At 66.6% G+C, this 19,906-nt stretch carries 22 protein-coding genes; 9 read left to right on the plus strand and 13 right to left on the minus strand.

Going from position 1 to position 19,906, the window contains the following annotated elements; all coding sequences use genetic code 11:
• Positions 1-9: 9 nt before the first annotated feature.
• A complete protein-coding gene (locus ACFSX5_RS08660; RefSeq protein WP_386832886.1) occupies positions 10-489 on the minus strand; it encodes a DUF2244 domain-containing protein in 480 nt (159 codons plus the stop codon).
• A 41-nt stretch (positions 490-530) separates the two neighbouring features.
• On the opposite strand from ACFSX5_RS08660, the gene nth reads away from it, so the two are divergent.
• A complete protein-coding gene (nth, locus tag ACFSX5_RS08665) occupies positions 531-1,211 on the plus strand; it encodes an endonuclease III (protein WP_386832887.1) in 681 nt (226 codons plus the stop codon).
• Here the strand turns inward: nth and ACFSX5_RS08670 are convergent.
• Positions 1,208-1,642, minus strand: a complete 435-nt coding sequence (locus ACFSX5_RS08670) for a DUF2214 family protein (RefSeq protein WP_386832888.1) — start codon at positions 1,640-1,642, stop codon at positions 1,208-1,210. The genes nth and ACFSX5_RS08670 overlap by 4 nt on opposite strands.
• 58 nt (positions 1,643-1,700) lie before the next feature.
• Here ACFSX5_RS08670 and ACFSX5_RS08675 point away from each other — a divergent pair, with 58 nt between their 5' ends.
• Positions 1,701-2,264: a TetR/AcrR family transcriptional regulator gene (locus ACFSX5_RS08675; protein WP_386832890.1), complete on the plus strand. Its 564-nt coding sequence runs from the start codon at positions 1,701-1,703 to the stop codon at positions 2,262-2,264.
• Here ACFSX5_RS08675 and ACFSX5_RS08680 read toward each other — a convergent pair.
• The 5 genes from ACFSX5_RS08680 to ACFSX5_RS08700 form a co-directional block, all read right to left on the minus strand.
• On the minus strand, positions 2,248-3,519 hold the full coding sequence (locus tag ACFSX5_RS08680; protein WP_386832891.1) for an Hsp70 family protein: 1,272 nt from the start codon (positions 3,517-3,519) through the stop codon (positions 2,248-2,250). The genes ACFSX5_RS08675 and ACFSX5_RS08680 overlap by 17 nt on opposite strands.
• A gap of 105 nt (positions 3,520-3,624) precedes the next feature.
• Positions 3,625-4,410, minus strand: a complete 786-nt coding sequence (locus ACFSX5_RS08685; RefSeq protein WP_386835606.1) for a TIM barrel protein — start codon at positions 4,408-4,410, stop codon at positions 3,625-3,627.
• Positions 4,407-5,108, minus strand: coding sequence for an orotidine-5'-phosphate decarboxylase (gene pyrF / locus ACFSX5_RS08690; RefSeq protein WP_386832892.1), 702 nt, complete (start codon positions 5,106-5,108; stop codon positions 4,407-4,409). Before pyrF ends, ACFSX5_RS08685 begins: the two co-directional genes overlap by 4 nt.
• A 57-nt stretch (positions 5,109-5,165) precedes the next feature.
• The gene (locus tag ACFSX5_RS08695; protein WP_386832893.1) at positions 5,166-5,771 is read right to left on the minus strand and encodes a histidine phosphatase family protein; all 606 of its coding nucleotides are present in this window, start codon (positions 5,769-5,771) and stop codon (positions 5,166-5,168) included.
• Positions 5,772-5,776: 5 nt separating this feature from the next.
• Positions 5,777-6,322, minus strand: coding sequence for an NADPH-dependent FMN reductase (locus tag ACFSX5_RS08700; RefSeq protein ID WP_386832894.1), 546 nt, complete (start codon positions 6,320-6,322; stop codon positions 5,777-5,779).
• A gap of 117 nt (positions 6,323-6,439) precedes the next feature.
• Here ACFSX5_RS08700 and ACFSX5_RS08705 point away from each other — a divergent pair, with 117 nt between their 5' ends.
• Complete coding sequence (locus ACFSX5_RS08705) at positions 6,440-6,847, plus strand: VOC family protein (RefSeq protein ID WP_386832896.1); 408 nt, start codon at positions 6,440-6,442, stop codon at positions 6,845-6,847.
• A gap of 253 nt (positions 6,848-7,100) precedes the next feature.
• On the opposite strand, the gene dnaJ is transcribed toward ACFSX5_RS08705, so the two are convergent.
• From dnaJ to ACFSX5_RS08725, 4 genes are all read right to left on the minus strand, one after another.
• A complete protein-coding gene (gene dnaJ / locus ACFSX5_RS08710) occupies positions 7,101-8,231 on the minus strand; it encodes a molecular chaperone DnaJ (protein WP_386832898.1) in 1,131 nt (376 codons plus the stop codon).
• Positions 8,232-8,405: 174 nt separating this feature from the next.
• Positions 8,406-9,452, minus strand: a complete 1,047-nt coding sequence (locus ACFSX5_RS08715; RefSeq protein ID WP_386832899.1) for an alpha/beta hydrolase — start codon at positions 9,450-9,452, stop codon at positions 8,406-8,408.
• Positions 9,453-9,748: 296 nt separating this feature from the next.
• Positions 9,749-11,656: a molecular chaperone DnaK gene (gene dnaK, locus ACFSX5_RS08720; protein WP_386832900.1), complete on the minus strand. Its 1,908-nt coding sequence runs from the start codon at positions 11,654-11,656 to the stop codon at positions 9,749-9,751.
• A 255-nt stretch (positions 11,657-11,911) separates the two neighbouring features.
• The gene (locus ACFSX5_RS08725; protein WP_386832902.1) at positions 11,912-12,244 is read right to left on the minus strand and encodes a hypothetical protein; all 333 of its coding nucleotides are present in this window, start codon (positions 12,242-12,244) and stop codon (positions 11,912-11,914) included.
• Between the two features lie 154 nt (positions 12,245-12,398).
• On the opposite strand from ACFSX5_RS08725, the gene pncA reads away from it, so the two are divergent.
• Positions 12,399-13,034: a bifunctional nicotinamidase/pyrazinamidase gene (gene pncA / locus ACFSX5_RS08730; RefSeq protein ID WP_386832903.1), complete on the plus strand. Its 636-nt coding sequence runs from the start codon at positions 12,399-12,401 to the stop codon at positions 13,032-13,034.
• A gap of 834 nt (positions 13,035-13,868) precedes the next feature.
• Here the strand turns inward: pncA and grpE are convergent.
• Both grpE and hrcA read right to left on the minus strand, forming a co-directional pair.
• Positions 13,869-14,495, minus strand: coding sequence for a nucleotide exchange factor GrpE (gene grpE, locus ACFSX5_RS08735; RefSeq protein WP_386835608.1), 627 nt, complete (start codon positions 14,493-14,495; stop codon positions 13,869-13,871).
• A 46-nt stretch (positions 14,496-14,541) separates the two neighbouring features.
• On the minus strand, positions 14,542-15,615 hold the full coding sequence (gene hrcA, locus ACFSX5_RS08740; protein WP_386832904.1) for a heat-inducible transcriptional repressor HrcA: 1,074 nt from the start codon (positions 15,613-15,615) through the stop codon (positions 14,542-14,544).
• A gap of 139 nt (positions 15,616-15,754) precedes the next feature.
• On the opposite strand from hrcA, the gene rph reads away from it, so the two are divergent.
• From rph to ACFSX5_RS08765, 5 genes are all read left to right on the plus strand, one after another.
• Positions 15,755-16,471: a ribonuclease PH gene (rph, locus tag ACFSX5_RS08745; RefSeq protein ID WP_386832906.1), complete on the plus strand. Its 717-nt coding sequence runs from the start codon at positions 15,755-15,757 to the stop codon at positions 16,469-16,471.
• A 190-nt stretch (positions 16,472-16,661) separates the two neighbouring features.
• A complete protein-coding gene (locus ACFSX5_RS08750; protein WP_386835609.1) occupies positions 16,662-17,297 on the plus strand; it encodes a non-canonical purine NTP pyrophosphatase in 636 nt (211 codons plus the stop codon).
• 93 nt (positions 17,298-17,390) lie between these two features.
• Positions 17,391-18,545, plus strand: a complete 1,155-nt coding sequence (hemW, locus tag ACFSX5_RS08755; protein WP_386832907.1) for a radical SAM family heme chaperone HemW — start codon at positions 17,391-17,393, stop codon at positions 18,543-18,545.
• Positions 18,546-18,635: 90 nt separating this feature from the next.
• Complete coding sequence (gene rsmI / locus ACFSX5_RS08760; RefSeq protein ID WP_386832908.1) at positions 18,636-19,520, plus strand: 16S rRNA (cytidine(1402)-2'-O)-methyltransferase; 885 nt, start codon at positions 18,636-18,638, stop codon at positions 19,518-19,520.
• The gene (locus ACFSX5_RS08765; protein WP_386832909.1) at positions 19,489-19,869 is read left to right on the plus strand and encodes a YraN family protein; all 381 of its coding nucleotides are present in this window, start codon (positions 19,489-19,491) and stop codon (positions 19,867-19,869) included. The genes rsmI and ACFSX5_RS08765 overlap by 32 nt, the downstream gene beginning before the upstream one ends.
• Positions 19,870-19,906 lie beyond the last annotated feature (37 nt).

Here is a 19,906-nt window from a genome sequence, read left to right on the forward strand (position 1 = left end):
CGTGCGAGTCTACCGCCGGGCGCGCCGCAGCGCCGATCCGAACGCCTTGGCGAAGCTCGCCTTGTCGTCGCTGCTGAGAAAGGCGCCGATTTCCACCGTCTCGTCGGCGGCACGCAGCCGGATGGCCTGGGTGCGCTCGTTCTCGTCGCGATCGAGCACCAGCCGCACCGAATGCGGCTCGAAGCGCTTCAACTGGCGATTGCCGGCAGCATCGATGCTGCTGATCTCGAGCTGGTCCGGCCACAGCGTGACGTGCTCGACCAGCTTGCGCCGCCGCGACTGCCTGAGGCCGAGCGCGACCAACCCGCCACCAGTCAACCCGAAGGCCGCAACGCCTGGAATGGCGAATTCGGGAACCGCCACCATGATCGGGGCCGCCACCACCGCGGCGATGGCCAGTGCCACCCAGCCGCCGGTGGCGCGCAGCGGCGCGTCGGGCCGCAAGGCTGCAGCGAACAGCGGAGTGGTGGTGGTGGCTTGCATGGGCATGGCGGTCTCTTCGCGCTAACTATAGGCCCAGAATCGAGGCCATGAGAATGCCCGCTGCCAAAAAAGTGAAATCGCTGCCGCCGGCCGATGTGGAGGCCATCTTCGCCCGTTTCCACGAGATCGAGCCGGAGCCCAAGGGCGAGCTCGACTACGTCAACGCTTTCACCCTGCTGGTCGCGGTGGTGCTGTCGGCGCAGGCGACCGACGCAGGGGTGAACAAGGCGACGAAGCGTTTGTTCCAGCTTGCACCGTCCCCTGCAGCGATGGCGGCGCTGGGGGTCGAAGGCATCGAAGCCGAGATCAAGACCATCGGCCTGTTCCGCAACAAGGCCAAGAACGTCTTCGCGCTGAGCCAGCAATTGCTGGAGCGGCATGGCGGCGAGGTGCCGGCGGACCGCGGATCGTTGGAGGCGCTGCCCGGCGTCGGGCGCAAGACCGCCAATGTGGTGCTGAACATCTGGTTCAAGCAGCCCACCATCGCCGTCGATACCCACCTGTTCCGCGTCGGCAATCGCACCGGGCTTGCCGTCGCGGACAACCCCCTCGCGGTGGAGCAGATCCTGCTCAAGGTGGTGCCGGAGCGCTTCATGCTCCATGCCCACCACTGGCTGATCCTGCACGGCCGCTACATCTGCAAAGCGCGCCGGCCGGAATGCTGGCGCTGCCCGATTCGCGAGTGGTGCCGCTACGAGCCGAAGACTCCGGCGCCGAACGGAGCCTAGCTGCCGTAGCCGCGTGCCATGGCCGCGGCGAAGAGCGGAATCAGCAGCAGTGCTGCTGCCTGCAAGTGGAGGTAACGGCGGGCGTCCGCAATCTCCGTTTCCGCTGGTGTCCCGGCCTTGAGCCAGCGGCGGATGGCGAGGGTTGGCGGCACCGTCAGCGCGCCCATGACGCCGAACGCTGCCATCTTGGCCCAGAAGGCAGTGTTCGCCACATAGTATTCCCAGCCCATGCTGCCGAAGATGACGCGGGCAACGCCCACCAGGATCACCAGCGTGGCGACGCCTCCATAGGCCGCATCGAGCCGCGCCAGCTGCGGCAGCCGGTCCGATGCCAGTCCCGGCCGCAACAGCGCGAACTCCGCAGCAAAGATCGCAACCAGCGTGAACACCGCCAGATGGTGCGCGCCGGCGAGAGCCAGATCCCAATCCATTGCCTTCTCCCCGGCAGTATGTGATCAGTGCTCACATACTCACCACTTGATGTGAACAATGTCAACATCCGGCACTAACGCGCCTTATCACCACGGCAATCTGCGCCAGGCACTGCTCGAAGCCGCCTTGGTGCTGCTGGAGCGGGACGGGGAGGCGGGGCTTGGGCTGCGCGATCTGGCGCGGGCGGTGGGCGTATCACCCGCGGCGCCCTACCGGCATTTCGCCAGTCGGGCGGCCCTCCTGGAAGCTTTGGCCGTCACCGGCTATCGTCGCTTCACCGAAGCGATGGAGGCAGTGGCCGCCAGCGACACGCTCGATCCGGCCACGGCCATGGGCCGCACCTATGTGAAGTTCGCCCTCGACAATCCGAATCTCTTCCGCCTGATGTTCTCGCCCCAGCTCAAGCGCGACAAGCTGCCGGGCCTGCGCATGGCGGCAGATGCGGCCTTCCGGACCCTGCGCCATGTGATCGGCGGTGACGTCCGCGCCAACCGCGTCGCGGCGCTCGCCGCCTGGGCGCGGGTGCACGGACTGGCGGTGCTGCTGCTCGACGGCCAGATTGCCATCGAAGCCGGTGAGGACATCGAGGCGCTGGTGACCGAGATCATCGAACGCCGCTAGGGGCGCCGAACACCCGCTCTGCCTCGAGCGTCAGCCCGAGCCCTACGCTGCCCAGCACATCGGTCCGCACCAGTTCTGCTTCCGGAAAAAGCGCCCGCAGCCGGTTGGCCACCGCCGGCACCAGGGTCGAGCCGCCCGTAAGGATCAGGCTATCCACCGCACCGCCGTCCACTCCGGCCCGCCGCAGCACCTCGCCGACTGTGGCTTCGAGCCGCCTGACCGAATCGGCGATGGCCGCGCCGAGCTCGGCCACGGTGATCGTCACCGCAATGTGCCGGTCGCGGACACCGAAGTCGAACTCGACCTCCTCGGCAGAGGAGAGGGCGATCTTGGCCTCCTCCACCGCCCCGATCAGCCGATGCGCCAGCCGCTCCTCCACCAGCATCACCATGGTTTCCACCAGTTCCGGTCGGGCCGCCTCACGCGCGGTGGAGCGGAGGTCGCGAAGCGCCTTGGCGTCATAGAGACGGTTGATGCGGTGCCAGGTGGAGAGCTCGACATAGGGCGCCACCGGCAGGTGCCGTTTGCCGTCGCGCGTGCGCGTCCCGAGCCCAAGCTCCGGCATGATGCGTGCCATGGCCAGTAGCCGGTCGAAGTCGGTCCCACCGATATGAACGCCCGCGGTTGCGAGAATGTCGCCGGACCTGTCTGCCAGGCCCCGCCGCTCCGGCGCGACGCGCACCAGGGAAAAGTCCGAAGTGCCGCCGCCGAGATCGACGATCAGCGCCAGTTTCTCCGCGTTCACCTGCCGCTCATAGTCGAGCGCCGCCGCGATCGGCTCGAACTGGAAGGCGATCTCATCGAAGCCTTGCGCCCGCACCGCTGCTTCGAGCTGATCCTGCGCAGCGCGGTCGGCCTCCGCATCATCGTCGACAAAGTGTACCGGCCGGCCGAGCACCACCTGCGTGAGGTCGACCCCCAGCGCCTGTTCGGCACGGCGCCGCAGTTCACCGACGAAGCTGCCGATGATCTCGCCGAAACCCAGTTGCCGCGCCTTCACCCGGGTCCGGTCGGAGAACAGCGGGGTGCCCAGCACGCTTTTGAGCGAGCGCATCAGGCGGCCGTCGGCGCCGCTCACATATTCGCTGACGGCGGCGCGGCCGAAATAGAGCCCGTCGTCCTCGAAGCCGAAGAACAGGACGCTCGGAATTGTGCGGTGATCCTCCTCCAGGGTGACCAGCTCGGGTTGGCCGGACGCACCGATGTGCCCGAGCGTCGAGTTGGACGTGCCGAAATCGAGACCGCAATACGCCATGCCGGCCGTTCTCTCGCAAAAGGGGGAAGCGCGGCAGGCGCGCGGGGCGGCCTCTATAGGGGGACTGCGGGATCATGGCAACCGCCTCGGCACGCCACCGAAGCGTCAGGAGAGGCGGGTGCCGATCCCAAGCGCCATCCGGCTCGCGGTCAGTGCCGCCGCCGATCCGATGGTGGGGCGGAATTCGAGCCCGATCCGCCCGGTGTAGCCTTGGCCCAGCAGCCAATGCACGCCCTCGCGCAACCGGAGCCACCCGCTCCCCGGCTCGTGCCGTCCGGGATGGTCGGCCACATGCACATGCACCAATCGGTCGACGCGGCCAGCGAGAACCCGTTCGAGGTCCTCCTCCATCACCCCGGAATGGTAGAGGTCGAACACCAGCCCGATTTCCGGGCAGCCGACTTCGTCGATGATGTCGAGCGCTTCCGCCGTCGAGGGCAGGAAATAGCCGGGATGATCCACACGCGTGTTGAGTGGCTCCACGCCAAGGCGGATGCCGGTGCCCACTAGCCGCTCCCCGGCCGCACGCAGCACCGCCACCAGTGCCGCGCGCTGGGTGCGCCGGTCGACCTCGGGCTGGTCCGGTCCCGCCTGGGCGATCAGCACCGGACAGCCAAGGCTCTGCGCCACCGCGATGCTGTCGTCGAGCCCGTCCAGAAAGCGACCATGGTCCGCCGGATCGGTGAGCGTCGCGAACGGCTCTGCTACCATCCCGGCCAGCGGCAGACCGGTTTCCTTCAGCGCCGCACCGATGGCGCCGAGATCCTTGTCGGACCAGCGCCAGAACTCCACGGCATCGGCCCCGGCCGCCCTGGCCAGCCGGATGCGCTCGGCCGGGTCGGGACTCTCGACCGTGAACAGCATCTCGATGCAGGCGGAGAGTTGCATCAGGCGAACCGCGTGCCGCCGCTCTGCATCTCGGAGAGAATCCCGCGCGCCGCCTCGGCCGGGTCGGGCGCCTCGATGATCGGCCGCGCCACCACCAGATGCGTGGCTCCGGCAGCGATGGCCTCGGCCGGGCCCATCACCCGCTTCTGGTCACCGGCGGCGCTGCCGGCGGGGCGGATACCGGGGGTGACGATGGCCATCTTCGGCCCGATAATGGTCCGCACCATCTCCGCCTCATGCGGCGAGGCAACGATGCCGCCGATGCCGGCGTCCCGGGCCTGCTGCGCCCTGAGGGCCACGAGGCCAGCCGCATCGCGGGCATAGCCGGCGTCCTTGACGTCCTGGTCGTCCATCGAGGTCAGCACCGTCACGCCGAGGATGGAAAGGTTCGACCCCTCGGCGCCCTTGCGAGCGGCCCGCATGGTTTTCGGATAGGCGTGCACGGTCAGGAAATGCGCGCCGGTGGCGGCGATCGCCGCGGCGCCTTTTTCAACCGTGTTGTCGATGTCGAGGAGCTTGAGGTCGAAGAACACCTTCTTGCCGGCCGCGATCAGCGCCTTGCCGAGGGCCAGCCCATCGGCGCCATAGAAGCATTGGTATCCGATCTTGTAGAAGCTGACGGTGTCACCCAGCAGCGAGACGATCTCCTCGGCTCGCGCTCGCGACGACACGTCGAGACCAACGATCAGTTCTGCGGCCATGCTGGCACCTCCCTCGCTAGCGAGCCGGACTAGAGCAAACCGCCACGGGCGGCAAGCTCAGCGGAACCAGCCCGGCCGCATCACCTCCATGGGTGTCCAGTCGCAGCCCAGCCGCGGCGGGTCGAGATCGAAGCTGAAGCAATTGCCGCCGCCACGATGAGCAAGTCGGCGCTGGTCTTCGTCACGGGAAATCGCGCGCCCCGCGATGTGGCACTTCAGCAGGGTGCCGACGCCGCCATGACCGCAGAACACCGCCGGTGTTTCTGGCGAGAGGCAGGCGATCGCGGTGGTAACGGTCTCCACAATCCGCGCCTGAGCATCAACCGCCCGCTCCCACCCATCGATGCTCTCTTCCGGATGGGCAAAGAAGCGATCGGCGGTGGCTTCAAACAGCGCCGGCGGCAGGAAGCCGGTGGAGCTGCGGTCGTTCTCCCCCATCAGGTGATCGGCCATCACCAGCGTCCCGGCATATTCGGCGAGGATCTCGGCCAGCTCCAGCGCCTTGCGCTCGCGGCTCGAGAAGATCATCGCCGCAGGCGGAATCACCCCGCTCACCGCGAAGGCACGAGCCCGCGCCCGGCCATCGGCGGAGAGCGGCCACAGCGGCACGGGAATTTCGGGATCGATCTCGACTTGCGGGTGACTGACATAGAGCGCCCGCATCGCCATCACCCTCGGCTGAACTGGGTGAGTTCGTCGACCATCTGGCCGACCTTGCGGATGATCGCCGGCTCCACCGGATCACCATGCTCGTCGAAGGCTTCGTCGGCCGGCCCGATGCCGAGCAGCGTCGGCACCACCAGCGTACCGATCTTGCTCAACGAATCGCGCAGATGGCTCAGCGACCAGATGGTGCCGTACTTGCCGGAACTGACTCCGCCAATGCCGAACACGGCGTGGCGAAAGGGGCTCGGTTTCTGCCGGCTGAGCCAGGTGATGGTGTTGACCACCAGCGGCGGCACCCCGCCATTGTATTCGGGGCTGGCGAGAAAAACGATGTCATGGCTGCGGAATAGCTCCGCCAGCCGAATCGCGGCTTCCGGAACCTGGTCAGGCTCGAGGTCTTCGTTGAAGATCGGCATCTCGAAATCGGCGAGGTCGAGTTCGTTCACCGCCACGCCCGCCTCCCGCAACTTGCGGCCCACATGCAGTTGCAGCACACGGTTATACGAGCCGCGGCGGATGGACCCCGACAGGGTAAGGGCCGTCTTCATGTCGTCTCCCTCGATATGGCATGTCGAAACTGGCCCGGCTGCTTCGTCGGTGCAAGGGAAACAGCCCGAGTGGCCGTACCGCCTACACTCAGTAGCCCAAGCATAAGGATCCAGAGCATGCCGTCATCGATCTTCGTCAACATCCCGGTGCGCGACCTGAAGGCCTCGATGGCCTACTACAAGGCGCTCGGTTTCGATCACAATCCGCAGTTCACCGACGAGACCGCCTCCTGCATCGTCATCGACGAGAGCATCTACTTCATGGTGCTCACCCATGAGAAGTTCCTCAGCTTCTCGCCCAATCCGATTCCCGATCCGAACACCCAGACCCAGGCGCTGTACGGGCTCTCGCGCGACAGCCGTGAAGGGGTGGATGCCATTGCCGAAGCCGGCATCAAGGCCGGTGGCCGCGAAGTGCGCGCCGCGCAGGATTACGGCTTCATGTATTCGCGCGCCGTCGCCGACGTCGACGGCCATGTCTGGGAGTTCATCTGGATGGACATGAGCCAGATGCCGACGGAGTAATAGCCGGGCCACACACCTGGAGAAGATCATGGCTTCCACGCTCAACGTCACGCATCTCAGCCACGACCTTGCGGCACGCAAGTCCTATGTGTCGTTCGTCTGGGCCGATGATCCGTAAAAGCGCCTCGGCCTCGAGGTGCCCTTCGGGACCTCGATCGAGGGGGTGGAAGCCGCAGCGCGCGAGGCGCTGACGGCTCTCTCGCGCGAGCTGGACGACAGCAGGCTGGTTACGCCCAGCGCCGCCGGCTGAAGCTTAGGCGTCGAACATCTTCTTGAGCTTTTCGAAGAAGCCGCCCGAGGTCGGGCTGGTTTCTTCGGTCTCGAGCCGCGCGAACTCTTCGAGCAGTTCGCGCTGGCGCCGCGACAGGTTCTGCGGCGTCTCGATATCGAGCTGCACGTAAAGGTCGCCGACATCCTTGGAGCGGAGCACAGGCATGCCCTTGCCCTTGAGGCGGACGCGCTGGCCGGGCTGCGTGCCGGCGGCGACCTTCACCTTGGCGCGGGCATTGTCCAGCGTCGGCACCTCGAACTCGCCGCCCAGCGCTGCCGTCGTCATCGAGATCGGCACGCGGGCATAGAGGTCGGCGCCGTCTCGTTGGAACAGGTCGTGCGGCTGGATCGACACGAAGATGTAGAGATCGCCCGACGGGCCGCCGCGAATACCGGCCTCACCCTCGTTCGCAAGGCGGATGCGGGTGCCGTCCTCGATGCCCTTGGGAATATCGACGGAGAGCTTGCGGTTCTCCTGCCGGCGACCCTGGCCACCGCAATCGGTGCAGGGCTGGTCCATCATCTGCCCGCGGCCCTGGCAAACCGGACAGGTGCGTTCGATGGTGAAGAAGCCCTGAGCCGCACGCACCTTGCCGTGGCCATTGCACTGCCGGCAGGTGTGAGTGCCGGTACCGGGCTTGGCGCCGGTGCCCTCGCAGGTGGTGCAGCCGACCAGCGTCGGCACGTCGATTTCGACGGTGCGGCCGTCGAAACTCTCTTCGAGGCTGATCTCTAGGTTGTAGCGCAGGTCGCTGCCGCGCATGCGTGCGGCACCGCCGCCACTGCGCCGGCCGCCGCCCATGAAATCCCCGAAAATGTCCTCGAAAATATCGGACATGGACGAGGTGAATTCCGGCCCGAACCCGGCCGGGCCGCGCCCGCCGCCATTTTCGAAGGCGGCATGGCCGAAGCGGTCATAGGCTGCCCGCTTCTGCGGGTCCTTCAGCGTGTCATAGGCTTCGTTGATGTCCTTGAACTTGCCTTCGGCTTCCTTGTCGCCCGGGTTGCGATCGGGATGGAATTGCATCGCGAGCTTGCGATAGGCGCTTTTGAGCTTTGCCTCGTCGGCTCCCCGCTCAACGCCGAGCACCTCGTAGAAATCCCGTTTGGCCAAGAAAATTCAACTCCGAACCGGCAGGTCGCGACAGCGCGCCCCGCTTCAATGCCCTGATTGCATGCCCCTAGATGAGCATCGGCCCCACCGCCCGCAAGAGGGGCATGGGGTCGGAACAGGCATGGTGCTTAGCAAGAGCGGCCGATTGGGGCAATAATGCTGCCCCGTTTCGCCTCAGGCGCGCGGAGTCGTGAACGCCCGGTAGAGGGCTCCGGCCGCGTCCGCTTGCGCAAACAGCGCGCGGGTGACCATCTGGCCAAGGCCGAAGAAGCCCTGCGCCATCCCCTCATAGACCCAGCACTCGGTGTTCACCCCTGCCGCCGAGAGCGCTTCGGCCAGCGCCTCGCCTTCCGACCGCAGCGGGTCCACCTGGGCAAGCACGATCGAGGTCGATGGCAAGCCGCGGAGATCCTTGCGGGCCGCCAGGTCAATGCGGGGGTCGTCGAGTTCGGCCGCGTTGGCCGCAAGATGGCGGAAGCGCCAGCGCATCGCCGCCATGCCGACCGGGCGGGCCCGCAGCGCCTCGCCATAGGACGGGGTGCTGAAATCATGCCCGGCGATGGGGTGGATCAGCAGCAGGTGCACCGGCCGGACGCCATACCCGTCCCGAGCCGTCAGGGCGACGTTCATCGCCAGATTGGCGCCGGCGTCCTCGCCGGCAATGGCGATCCGCCGCGGGTCACCCCCGAGCGCATGCACTTGCCGGGTCAGCCAGCGCCAGGCGGCGAGAGCATCCTCGTGCGCTGCGGGGAAGCGGTGCTCCGGCGCCAGCCGGTAGTCGGCCGAAACCACCAGCGCACCGGTGCGGCGCGCCAGCGCCCGCGCCGAATCGTCATGGCTGTCGAGGTCGCCGGTCACGAACCCGCCGCCATGGAAATAGAGCAGCACCGGATTGAGCCGGCTGAGCAGCCCCGGCGGCCGGTAGAGGCGCACAGGCAGGTGGGTTTCGCCGCTGGTGAACTCGGTGTCCTCGGCGCTGACCCCATCGTCGGGCAGATCCCGCTGCTGACGGGCGAAGATCGCTCCGATGGCGTCTGCCGGCTTCGGCATCCGGCGCGCACGTTCCGGACTGGCGAGTTCGAGCGGCGCGGCACCCAGCTCCTCGAGCACGTCGAGCACGTGCTTGATGTCGCTATCGAGCCGATCGCCTGGACTGCCACCGATCAGTTCCGCCAGCCTGCCGATGCTGTCGCCCGAATGTTCCGATGTCACGTTGCTCATGCCGCCGCCTCGCTGCTGAGCGGCCAGTAGGAGCCAAGAACCGGCCGCTACTTGGGCGCCAATTAGCCCATTTCGCGGCAGTGATTCACGTGGAACAGGCAGGGGCCCTCCGCTCCGCGTCCCCTCTCCCCTGAGGGGAGAGGGTTAGGGTGAGGGGTTCACCCTCTCGGCAGGAACCGCAACTCTGAACCCCTCACCCGCCGCTGCGCAGCGACCTCTCCCCTCGGGGGAGAGGTTAGGGAGTGAACAAAAAAAGGCCCGGCTTGCGCCGGGCCTCCTGTTCTTCCCAGAACCGCTTACGCGGACTTCTGGTCGTCGTCCTTGACCTCTTCGAACTCGGCGTCGACCACGTCGTCATCCGCATCCGCGGTGCCGCTCGCCTTGGCTTCGGCTTCGGCCTGCGACGCCTTGTACATGGCCTCGCCCAGCTTCATCGAGGCCTGGGCCAGCGCTTCGGTCTTGCTGCGGATCGCCTCGGCGTCGTCACCCTCAAGCACGCCGCGGAGATCGGTGATCGCGGTCTCGATGGCGGTCTTGTCCTCGGCCGAAACCTTGTCGCCATAGTCCTTGAGCGACTTCTCGGTCGAGTGGATCAGCGACTCGGCCTGGTTCTTGGCTTCCACCGCCTCGCGCTTGCGCTTGTCGGCCTCGGCATTGGCCTCGGCTTCCTTGACCATCTTCTCGATGTCGGCGTCGCTCAGGCCACCCGAGGCCTGGATGCGGATCTGCTGCTCCTTGCCGGTGCCCTTGTCCTTGGCCGACACCTGCACGATGCCGTTGGCGTCGATGTCGAAGGTCACCTCGATCTGCGGCACGCCGCGCGGGGCCGGGGGAATGCCGGCGAGATCGAAATTGCCGAGCAGCTTGTTGTCGGCCGCCATTTCGCGCTCACCCTGGAACACCCGGATAGTCACGGCCGACTGGTTGTCCTCGGCGGTCGAGAAGGTCTGCGACTTCTTGGTCGGGATGGTGGTGTTGCGGTCGATCAGGCGGGTGAACACGCCACCCAGCGTCTCGATGCCGAGCGACAGCGGAGTCACGTCGAGCAGCAGCACGTCCTTGACGTCGCCCTGCAGCACGCCACCCTGAATGGCAGCACCCATGGCCACCACTTCGTCCGGGTTGACGCCCTTGTGCGGCTCCTTGCCGAACAACTGCTTCACCGCTTCCTGCACCTTGGGCATGCGGGTCATGCCGCCCACCAGCACCACTTCGTCGATCTGCGAAGCGGAGACGCCGGCGTCCTTCATGGCCTGCTTGCACGGCTCGATGGTGCGCTGGATCAGGTCTTCCACCAGCGATTCGAGCTTGGAGCGGCTCAGCTTCAGCGTCAGGTGCTTCGGACCCGAGGCATCGGCGGTGATGAAGGGCAGGTTGATTTCGGTCTGGGTCGCGCTCGACAGCTCGATCTTGGCCTTTTCCGCCGCTTCCTTGAGGCGCTGCAGCGCCAGCTTGTCGGAACGCAGGTCGATGCCCTGCTCGCGCTTGAACTCGTCGGCCAGGTAGTCGACCAGGCGCATGTCGAAGTCCTCGCCGCCGAGGAAGGTGTCGCCATTGGTGGACTTCACCTCGAATACGCCGTCGCCGATCTCGAGGATCGAGATGTCGAAGGTACCGCCGCCAAGGTCATAGACCGCGATGGTGCCGGTGTTCTTCTTGTCGAGGCCATAGGCGAGCGCGGCAGCAGTCGGCTCGTTGATGATGCGCAGCACTTCGAGGCCGGCGATCTTGCCGGCGTCCTTGGTGGCCTGGCGCTGGGAGTCGTTGAAATAGGCCGGAACGGTGATGACGGCCTGCGTCACGGTCTCGCCGAGATAGGATTCGGCGGTTTCCTTCATCTTCTGCAGGATCATCGCCGAGATCTGCGACGGCGAGTACTTTTCGCCATTGGCCTCGACCCAAGCGTCGCCATTGTCGGCGCGCACGATCTTGTAGGGAACCAGGCCCTTGTCCTTCTCGACGGTCTTGTCGTCGTAGCGGCGGCCGATCAGGCGCTTCACTGCGAACAGGGTGTTCTCGGGGTTGGTCACGGCCTGGCGCTTTGCCGGCTGGCCGGCCAGACGCTCGCCATCCTTGGAGAAAGCGATCATCGAGGGGGTGGTGCGAGCACCTTCCGCGTTCTCGATCACCTTCGGATTGGAACCGTCCATGACGGCGACACAGCTATTGGTGGTGCCGAGGTCGATACCGATGACTTTAGCCATTTACTCTAGCCTCTCTATAGCAAACCCGTCGCGGAGCCCTTCTGGCGAAGCGGCGCCTTGGCCTATCCGGCCGGGGTTCCTTGGAAAATATCTGCCCGGCTACCGGGCCTCGGGCGGTATATAGGGGGGTGCCCCAACTGCTTCAAGCGCCGTGCGCCACATTTGGCCGGCGGAAAAACATGCAGCGCCAACCCGGTCAGGCGGCGCTGCAGCAGTGGTGGAGGTTTGGGGATCGCGCCCTCGCGCGCCTCGCCGTCAGTCGGTGATGGTGTAGCTGCCCAGCGAGCAGATATCGACTTCCCAGGCTTCCAGCAGGCCGCCCTCGGCGGTTTCGAAGCGGAAGTCGTAGAGGCACTGGTCGGAGCCGTCGCCGATGAACACGGTGCCCTGGTAACCGGCTTCGAGCGTGCCGGTCTCGCCCAGCAGGTCGTCGCCCCAGTCGCTGGTATTGCTCGGCGCGGCGTAGAAATAGTGCAGCGACTGCGAGCTGTTGTTGATCAGCGTGAACTCGATGTCCTGCGCTTGCACGGAAGCGGCGCCCACAACGAGCGCCAGGGCGGCACGGCCGCCCTTGATCAAGGTCTGCATTTGGAAAGGTCCCTCAGCCGGGGCGTACGCGCCGCCGGTGCGCTCTTGTGCCATGCTGCCGGGCCGTCGCCAAGATATTGCGCCTTGCCCGCGGCGCTCGGGAGAGGGCAATCTGCTGCATGAGGTTAATAGCCGAGGCCCGAGAGACCGCCCCATGCCCATCGCGATCAATCCCGACGACGTCCTGGTGGTCGTCGACATGCAGTATGATTTCCTGCCCGAGGGCAGCCTCGCCGTCGCCGGCGGCGACGAGATCGTGCCGCTGATCAACCAGTTGGCCAAGCGCTTCCGCAATGTGGTGCTGACCCAGGATTGGCACCCGGCCGATCACATCTCCTTTGCCAGCCAGCATGAGGGCAAGGCACCGTTTGAGATGGTCGAACTGCCCTACGGCCCGCAGGTGCTGTGGCCGGATCATTGCGTGCAGGGCACCCGCGGCGCCGAGATCACGGCCGATCTCAACATTCCCCACGCCCAGCTCATCATCCGCAAGGGCTACAACCGCCAGATTGATTCCTATTCCGGCTTCGAGGAAGCGGACCGCGAGACCACCACCGGCCTTGCCGGCTACCTCAACGAGCGCGACCTCGGCCGGCTCTTCGTCGTCGGACTGGCGCTCGATTTCTGCGTCGCCTGGACGGCGGTGGACGGCGCCGCCGCCGGTTTCGACGTCACCGTCATCGAAGACGCTGCGCGCGCCATCGACAGCAACGGCTCGCTGGAGCGGGCGCTCGCCGACCTGGACACCGCCGGCGTCGGGCGCGTCATGAGCCGCGAGATCTTGGGGTAGGGCGCTTGAAATGCACCGCGGTGTCGGCTCCATCGCCTCCCTCCCCCTTGAGGGGAGGGAATGAGGGTGGGGGTGTCGAGCTCAAGACAGCCCCCGAACTCCCAGTGTGCACATCCTCCGACACCCCCACCCCTCACCCCTCCCCTCAAGGGGGAGGGGAGCCTGACGCTTCCGCGCTCGACCACTCCTTCGCTTCAGACGTCCAAAGGGAGCGCTCCCGCCCCTCCCACTGCGCTGCCCTCGGGCGTGACCCGAGGGCCACTATAGGCGCGCACCGACGCTGCGATGGCTCGCTGGAGCGGGCGCTCGCCGATCTGGACGCCGCCGACGTCCGGCGCGTCATGAGCCGCGAGATCTTGGGGTAGGGCGCTTGAGGTGCACCGCGGTGTCGGCTCCATCGCCTCCCTCCCCCTTGAGGGGAGGGAACGAGGGTGGGGGTGTCGAGCTCAAGACAGACCGGGAACTCCCAGTGTGCACATCCTCCGACACCCCCACCCCTCACCCCTCCCCTCAAGGGGGAGGGAGGTCGAGGCTTCAGCGCTCGACCACTCCTTTGCTTCAGAAGTCCAAAGGAAGCACTCCCGCCCCACCCACTGCGCCTCGGGCGTGACCCGAGGGCCACTATCGGCGCAAACCGACGCTGCGATGGCGGCGGCGACAGGCCCTCGGGTCTTCGCCCGAGGGCAGTCTGGGGCTGGTAAATACATGTGCTCACCAAGGCGCCGCAGACCGAAGCAGACGGCCGGTCAAGCCCGCAGGCGCTGCGCACGCCCCCCGACAAAGAAAAGCCCCCGGCAAACCGGGGGCTATCATACAGCAAGTCTGCGTGGGGCCTCAGGCGCTCTTGTCGACCGCCTCGTCGCCCGCGGCATGGCTCGGGCCGCCCTTGGCGACGCCCACCATGGCCGGCCGCAGCACGCGGTCGCCGATGGCAAAGCCTGCCTGCACCACCTGCACCACCGTGCCTTCCGGCCGCGACGGGTCGGGCACTTCGAACATCGCCTGGTGGCGGTGCGGGTCGAACTTCAGCCCTTCGGCCTCGATCGGCGTCACGCCATGCTTGGCGAGGAGCCGCTGCATCTCGCGCTCGGCCAGCTCGATGCCCTCGATCAGCGACTTCACGGTCGGATCGGTGGATTCGCGCGCTTCCGCTGGCAGCATGGTCAGCGCCCGGTTCAGCGCATCGGTGGCGCTCAGCATGTCCCGGGCAAAGCCGGAAATGGCGTAGGAGCGGGTATCGGCCACGTCGCGCTCGGTGCGCTTGCGGAGGTTTTCCATCTCCGCCACGCTGCGCAGCAGCCGGTCGCGCAGTTCGGCATTCTCGGCACGCAGGGCCTCCAGCGGGTCGACCTCGGGGGTCTCCTCGGCAGGGGTCTCGATCTCGGCCTCTGTCGCCTGGGCGGCGGTTTCGTCGCTCATCATCTCACTATCCGCATTTGGACTGGGGTTTTGCTGAGCCATATCGGCCAACGGGTTCTTCTTTTCAACCCTCGGGAACCCGCAAGGTTCAGCGGTCGCGCCGCGCCATCATCGCGGTTATGACATTGGCGGTATAATCCACCACCGGCACGATCCGCGCATAGTTGAGCCGTGTCGGCCCGATCACCCCGAGCACGCCCACCACCTTGTCGCTGGCATCCTTGTAGGGGGACAGGATCACCGACGAGCCGGATAGCGAGAACAGCTTGTTCTCCGAGCCGATGAAGATGCGCACCCCTTGCGCCTTCTCGGTGTCGCCGAGCAGTTCCAGGAGCCCATCCTTGCTCTCGAGTTCATCGAAGAGCTGGCGCATGCGCTCCAGGTCGTCCGAGGCCATGGCGTCGTTGATCAGGTTGGCGCGGCCGCGCACGATCACCGTCGGCTCGTTGTCGGGACCGGGGCGGCTGAGCGTGGCGATGCCGGCGTCGACCAGCTTGGCGGTCAACTCGTCGAGCTCCGCCCGTTGCAGCGCCCGCTGTTCGGTCAGCGCCTTGCGAGCTTCCGAAAGGGTGCGCCCCACCACATGGTGGGCAAGGTAATTGCCCGCCTGCTGCAGTGCCGAGGCGGTGAAGCCCGGCGGCAGCTCCATGATGCGGTTTTCCACCTGTCCATCCTGGCCGACCAGAATGGCCATGGCCCGGGTGGCGTCGAGTCGCACGAATTCGAGATGGCGCAGCACCATGTCGGCCTTGACGGCGATCACCACCCCGGCGCCGTGGCTGAGCCCGCTCAGCAACTGGCTGGCTTCGGTCAGCACATCTTCCACCCGTCCCTGCGGCTGCCCGCCGATGGAGTGGGCGATGCGCTGGCGTTCCCGTTCGTCGACGTCCCCCACCTCCAGCATGGCGTCGACGAAAAAGCGCAACCCTTCCTGGGTTGGGGCGCGTCCGGCAGAGGTATGGGGGGCGGCAATCAGGCCGAGGTCTTCGAGGTCGGCCATCACGTTTCGGACAGAAGCAGGCGACAGCTCCACCTGCAGCATGCGGCTGACGTCGCGCGAACCCACCGGGGCCCCGGTTTCGAGATATCGTTCAACGATCTTTCGAAAGATGTCCTGGCTGCGCGCGTTGAGCACGGAGAGAAAGTCTTCGGCTGGACGCATGGGGTTTCGATTCAAATCGTCGGCTTTAACTGTGCTCCCCTATTTAAGCGCATAGCCGCCCCGCGCCAAGGCTCGGGCGCTTGTGGCAGGGGCCTCGTAGGGTTAAGACGCGGTTAACTGCAACGACCCTGGACTTCCGATGCGCCCTTCCGGCCGTGAACCCAACCAGATGCGCGCCGTCACCATCGAGCGCGGCGTCGCCATGAAGGCGGAAGGCTCCTGCCTCGTCAGCTTCGGCAACACCAAGGTGCTGGTCACCGCTTCGGTGGAAACAAGCCTGCCCGGGTGGCTGCGGGGAAAGGGCCAGGGCTGGGTCACCGCCGAATACGGCATGCTGCCCCGCGCCACCGGCACCCGCACCCGCCGTGAAGCCACAGCCGGCAAGCAGTCGGGCCGTACCCAGGAGATCCAGCGCCTGATCGGTCGCTCGCTCCGCGCCGTGGTCGATCTCGAAAAGCTGGGCGAGAACCAGGTCACGGTCGACTGCGACGTGCTCGAGGCCGATGGCGGCACCCGCACCGCCTCGATCACCGGAGCCTATATCGCCCTGGCCGAAGCCATCCGCTGGATGGACGAGCGCAAGCTCACCCGCGGTCCGGCGCTGCGCGACTCGGTCGCTGCCGTCTCCTGCGGTGTCTATCGCGGCACTCCACTGCTCGATCTCGACTACCTCGAGGATGTCGAGGCCGAGACCGATGCCAACTTCGTCATGACCGGTTCCGGCAAGTTCGTCGAGATACAGGGCACTGCCGAGGGCGCACCCTTCAGCCGTGAAGAGCTCGACCAGTTGATGCTGCTTGCCGAGAAGGGCATCGGCGAACTGAGCCTGATCCAGAAGGCGGCGCTCGAAGCATGATCGGCAAACTCCTCCAGCGCGCACCGAAGCCCACCGACCGCTCCCTGCAGGAAAGGGCTGGTGCTGTGGAAGCTTCTTCGCCTCTCCTTCAGGGGCGGGGTGAGGCGGGTTCGCCCGCACCCGATTGCGCCATCTGGAACGACATCGCCCGCGCCCTGGAACTGAAGCCCGGAGGCGCCAAGTGACCGCCATTCCCCGCCTCCGCGAAGGCGACCGGCTCGTCCTGGCCACTCACAATGCCGGCAAGCTCGCCGAATTTCAGGAGCTGTTCGCTCCCTTCGGTCTCGAGCTCGTCTCCGCCGGAGAGCTCGGCCTGCCCGAGCCCGAGGAAACCGGCACCACCTTTGCCGAAAACGCCCGGCTCAAGGCCCACGCCGCAGCCCAGGGATCGGGCATGCTGGCGCTCAGCGACGATTCGGGCCTCTGCGTCGATGCGCTCGGCGGTGATCCCGGCGTCTATACCGCCGATTGGGCCGGCGTACCGCGCGATTTCAACCGCGCCATGAAGCGGGTGGAAGATGCGCTGCAGGCGGCCAATGCCACCGAGCCGTCCCGCCGCCGTGCCTCGTTCAACGCCACGCTCTGCCTCGCCCATCCCGATGGCCGCGACGTGATCTACCACGGCCGTTGCGATGGCAAGCTGGTCTGGCCACCCCGCGGCGAACGCGGCCATGGCTACGATCCGATGTTCATGCCCGATGGCTACGACATCACCTTCGGCCAGATGCCCGCCGAGATGAAGCACTCCTGGACGCCGGGAGAACAGGGCCTCAGCCACCGCGCCCGCGCCTTCGCCCTGTTCGTGGAGAATCAGATTGAGCGCTAGCGGTCTCTCCACATCGATGGAGCTCCGGCTGCCTGCGCCTCCCTCCCCCTTGAGGGGAGGGGGCGCATCGTCCTCGCTGCGGGAGCGCGGGTCATGACCAACACCAACGACATGTTCGGGGTTTACGTGCACTGGCCGTTCTGCGCGGCTAAGTGCCCCTATTGCGACTTCAATTCCCACGTCCATCGCGGCCCCTTCGACGAGGACGGGTTCGTTGCCGCCTATGAACGCGAGATCGCCTCGACGGCCGCGCTGGTCCCCGGCCGCGTCGTCCAGTCGATCTTCTTCGGCGGCGGCACGCCCTCGCTGATGAGCCCGGTGGCCGTGGAGCGCATCCTCGACGCCATCGCGCGGCATTGGACCGTGCAGAACAACGCCGAGATCACGCTCGAGGCCAACCCGACCTCGGTGGAGGTCGACCGCTTCCGCGGCTACCGCACCGCCGGCATCAACCGGGTTTCGCTCGGCGTCCAGTCGCTGCGCCCCGGGCCGCTTGCCGAACTCGGCCGCCGCCACACTGTCGACGAAGCCGTCGCGGCCGTCCGCATCGCGCAATCGGTGTTCGACCGCTCCAGTTTCGATCTCATCTATGCCCGTCCCGGCCAGACGCTCGAGGATTGGGAAGACGAGCTCAAGGAAGGTCTGTGGCTCGCCCACGGCCATATCAGCCTCTACCAGCTCACCATCGAGCAGGGGACGCGCTATTTCGACCTCCACCAGGCCGGCAAGCTGAAAATGCCGGACGAGGATCTCGCTGCCGACTTCTACGAGCTGACCCAGGACCTCACCGCCGAGGCGGGCATGCCGGCCTATGAGATCTCCAACCACGCCGTCCCGGGCCAGGAGTCGCGGCACAACCTCCTCTACTGGCGCTATGGCGAATATGCCGGCATCGGCCCCGGCGCCCATGGCCGGCTGATGATCAACAACCAGCGCCATGCCACCGCCGCCGAAAAACTGCCCTTCGAATGGCAGAAGCGCGTCAACAGCCGCGGCCACGGTCTCGTCACCGACGACGTCCTCACCTGGGAAGAGCAGGGCGACGAATTCCTGGTGATGGGCCTCCGCCTCAAGGAAGGCATTTCCCCGGCCCGCTTCACCGCCATTTCCGGCCGGCAGATCTCACCGGTCCAGATTGCCGCCCTCAAGGGCTATGGCTTCCTCGAGACCCTGCCGAACGGCAATCTGCGCGTCACCGACAAGGGCTTTCCGGTCCTCGACGCCGTGGTGGCGGACCTCGCCGCCTAGTTTCCCAAAAACGCAGCAGAAATGCCCACCAAGCCGGGTTTCTGGTAACGGTAAGCAACCAATCCTTCACGGAAAGGCGACCGATCCAGCATGTCAGACCCGACTCCGGCCTACTTCATCGGCGGCACCGGCTTCGCTGCCCCCCCGCTCACCGCCGGCCTCTATGTGGTCTCCACTCCCATCGGCAATCTGCGCGACATCACCATCCGCGCCCTCGAAACCCTTGCTGCTGCTCACATAATTCTGTGTGAAGACACCCGCACCTCGGCCAAGCTGCTCGACCATTACGGCATCAAGGGCCGCCGCATGGCCCTGCACGAGCACAACGAGCGCGACCGCGCCGCCGACATCGTCGCCCGCATAGCCGCCGGCGAGGCCATCGCTCTGATTTCAGACGCCGGCACCCCCCTGCTCTCCGACCCCGGTTTCCCGCTGATTCGCGCCATGGCCGAGGCCGAACTGCCGGTCATCCCCATTCCCGGGCCGTCGGCCCTGCTCGCCGCGCTGGTGGTGGCGGGCCTGCCGACCGATGCGTTCAGCTTCCGCGGTTTCCTGCCTCCCAAGAGCGGCGCCCGCGCCAATGCGTTGGCAACGATGAGGGATTCACGTGAAACGCTGGTCTTCTACGAGTCCCCCCGGCGGCTCAGCGATACGCTCGCGGCCATGACCGAAGCCTTCGGCGAGCGAAAGGCCGTGGTGGCGCTGGAGCTGACGAAGCGCTTCGAGCGCACCCGCCGCGGCACCCTCGCCGAACTCGCCGCCGCCTTCGCCGACGAGGAGGTGAAGGGGGAAGCGGTGGTCGTCGTCGCCGGAGCCACCGAGACCGTCGTCGCCGCCGAAGACTGGCAGGCGGCGCTGGAGGAGGCGATGGTGGAACAGCCCCTGCGCGCCGCCGTCGACGAAATCGCCGCCCGCTACGGCCTCAAGCGCAAGGAGGTCTACGATGCCGCCCTCCGGCTCAAGGCCCAGCAATAGACGTATCGAAGCCGAGCGCGGCGGCCAGCGTGGCGAGGCGCTGGCAGCACTGCTGCTCCGCCTCAAGTTCTACCGAATTCTCGCCCGCCGCTTCCGCACCCCGGTCGGCGAAATCGACCTGATCGCGGAGCGCTGGGGGACTGTCGCCTTTGTCGAGGTCAAAACCCGCGCCCGCGGCACCAGCGAGGAGCACATCCTCGAAGCCGTGAACACCGACCGCATCGGCCGTGCCGCCGAATACTGGCTGATGAAGCATCCGGCCTACGCCGAGCACACGCTGCGCTTCGATCTGGTGCTGGTGTCGCCGGGCCGCTGGCCCAGCCACCGGGTGGACGCCTTCCGCCTCTAGGCTCTTGCGCCGCTCCCGCCGACAGGCGATGTCATGG

This window comes from Devosia albogilva, assembly GCF_042685625.1.
GTDB classification, from domain to species: Bacteria; Pseudomonadota; Alphaproteobacteria; order Rhizobiales; family Devosiaceae; genus Devosia; species Devosia albogilva.

Bases quoted from the DNA above. Each gene is read 5' to 3' on its own strand.
- ACFSX5_RS08660 (WP_386832886.1), bottom strand. From the start codon at position 489: ATGCCCATGCAAGCCACCACCACCACTCCGCTGTTCGCTGCAGCCTTG.
- nth (WP_386832887.1), top strand. From the start codon at position 531: ATGAGAATGCCCGCTGCCAAAAAAGTGAAATCGCTGCCGCCGGCCGAT.
- ACFSX5_RS08670 (WP_386832888.1), bottom strand. From the start codon at position 1,642: ATGGATTGGGATCTGGCTCTCGCCGGCGCGCACCATCTGGCGGTGTTC.
- ACFSX5_RS08675 (WP_386832890.1), top strand. From the start codon at position 1,701: ATGTCAACATCCGGCACTAACGCGCCTTATCACCACGGCAATCTGCGC.
- ACFSX5_RS08680 (WP_386832891.1), bottom strand. From the start codon at position 3,519: ATGGCGTATTGCGGTCTCGATTTCGGCACGTCCAACTCGACGCTCGGG.
- pyrF (WP_386832892.1), bottom strand. From the start codon at position 5,108: ATGGCCGCAGAACTGATCGTTGGTCTCGACGTGTCGTCGCGAGCGCGA.
- ACFSX5_RS08695 (WP_386832893.1), bottom strand. From the start codon at position 5,771: ATGCGGGCGCTCTATGTCAGTCACCCGCAAGTCGAGATCGATCCCGAA.
- ACFSX5_RS08700 (WP_386832894.1), bottom strand. From the start codon at position 6,322: ATGAAGACGGCCCTTACCCTGTCGGGGTCCATCCGCCGCGGCTCGTAT.
- ACFSX5_RS08705 (WP_386832896.1), top strand. From the start codon at position 6,440: ATGCCGTCATCGATCTTCGTCAACATCCCGGTGCGCGACCTGAAGGCC.
- ACFSX5_RS08715 (WP_386832899.1), bottom strand. From the start codon at position 9,452: ATGAGCAACGTGACATCGGAACATTCGGGCGACAGCATCGGCAGGCTG.
- dnaK (WP_386832900.1), bottom strand. From the start codon at position 11,656: ATGGCTAAAGTCATCGGTATCGACCTCGGCACCACCAATAGCTGTGTC.
- ACFSX5_RS08725 (WP_386832902.1), bottom strand. From the start codon at position 12,244: ATGCAGACCTTGATCAAGGGCGGCCGTGCCGCCCTGGCGCTCGTTGTG.
- pncA (WP_386832903.1), top strand. From the start codon at position 12,399: ATGCCCATCGCGATCAATCCCGACGACGTCCTGGTGGTCGTCGACATG.
- grpE (WP_386835608.1), bottom strand. From the start codon at position 14,495: ATGGCTCAGCAAAACCCCAGTCCAAATGCGGATAGTGAGATGATGAGC.
- hrcA (WP_386832904.1), bottom strand. From the start codon at position 15,615: ATGCGTCCAGCCGAAGACTTTCTCTCCGTGCTCAACGCGCGCAGCCAG.
- rph (WP_386832906.1), top strand. From the start codon at position 15,755: ATGCGCCCTTCCGGCCGTGAACCCAACCAGATGCGCGCCGTCACCATC.
- hemW (WP_386832907.1), top strand. From the start codon at position 17,391: ATGACCAACACCAACGACATGTTCGGGGTTTACGTGCACTGGCCGTTC.
- rsmI (WP_386832908.1), top strand. From the start codon at position 18,636: ATGTCAGACCCGACTCCGGCCTACTTCATCGGCGGCACCGGCTTCGCT.
- ACFSX5_RS08765 (WP_386832909.1), top strand. From the start codon at position 19,489: ATGCCGCCCTCCGGCTCAAGGCCCAGCAATAGACGTATCGAAGCCGAG.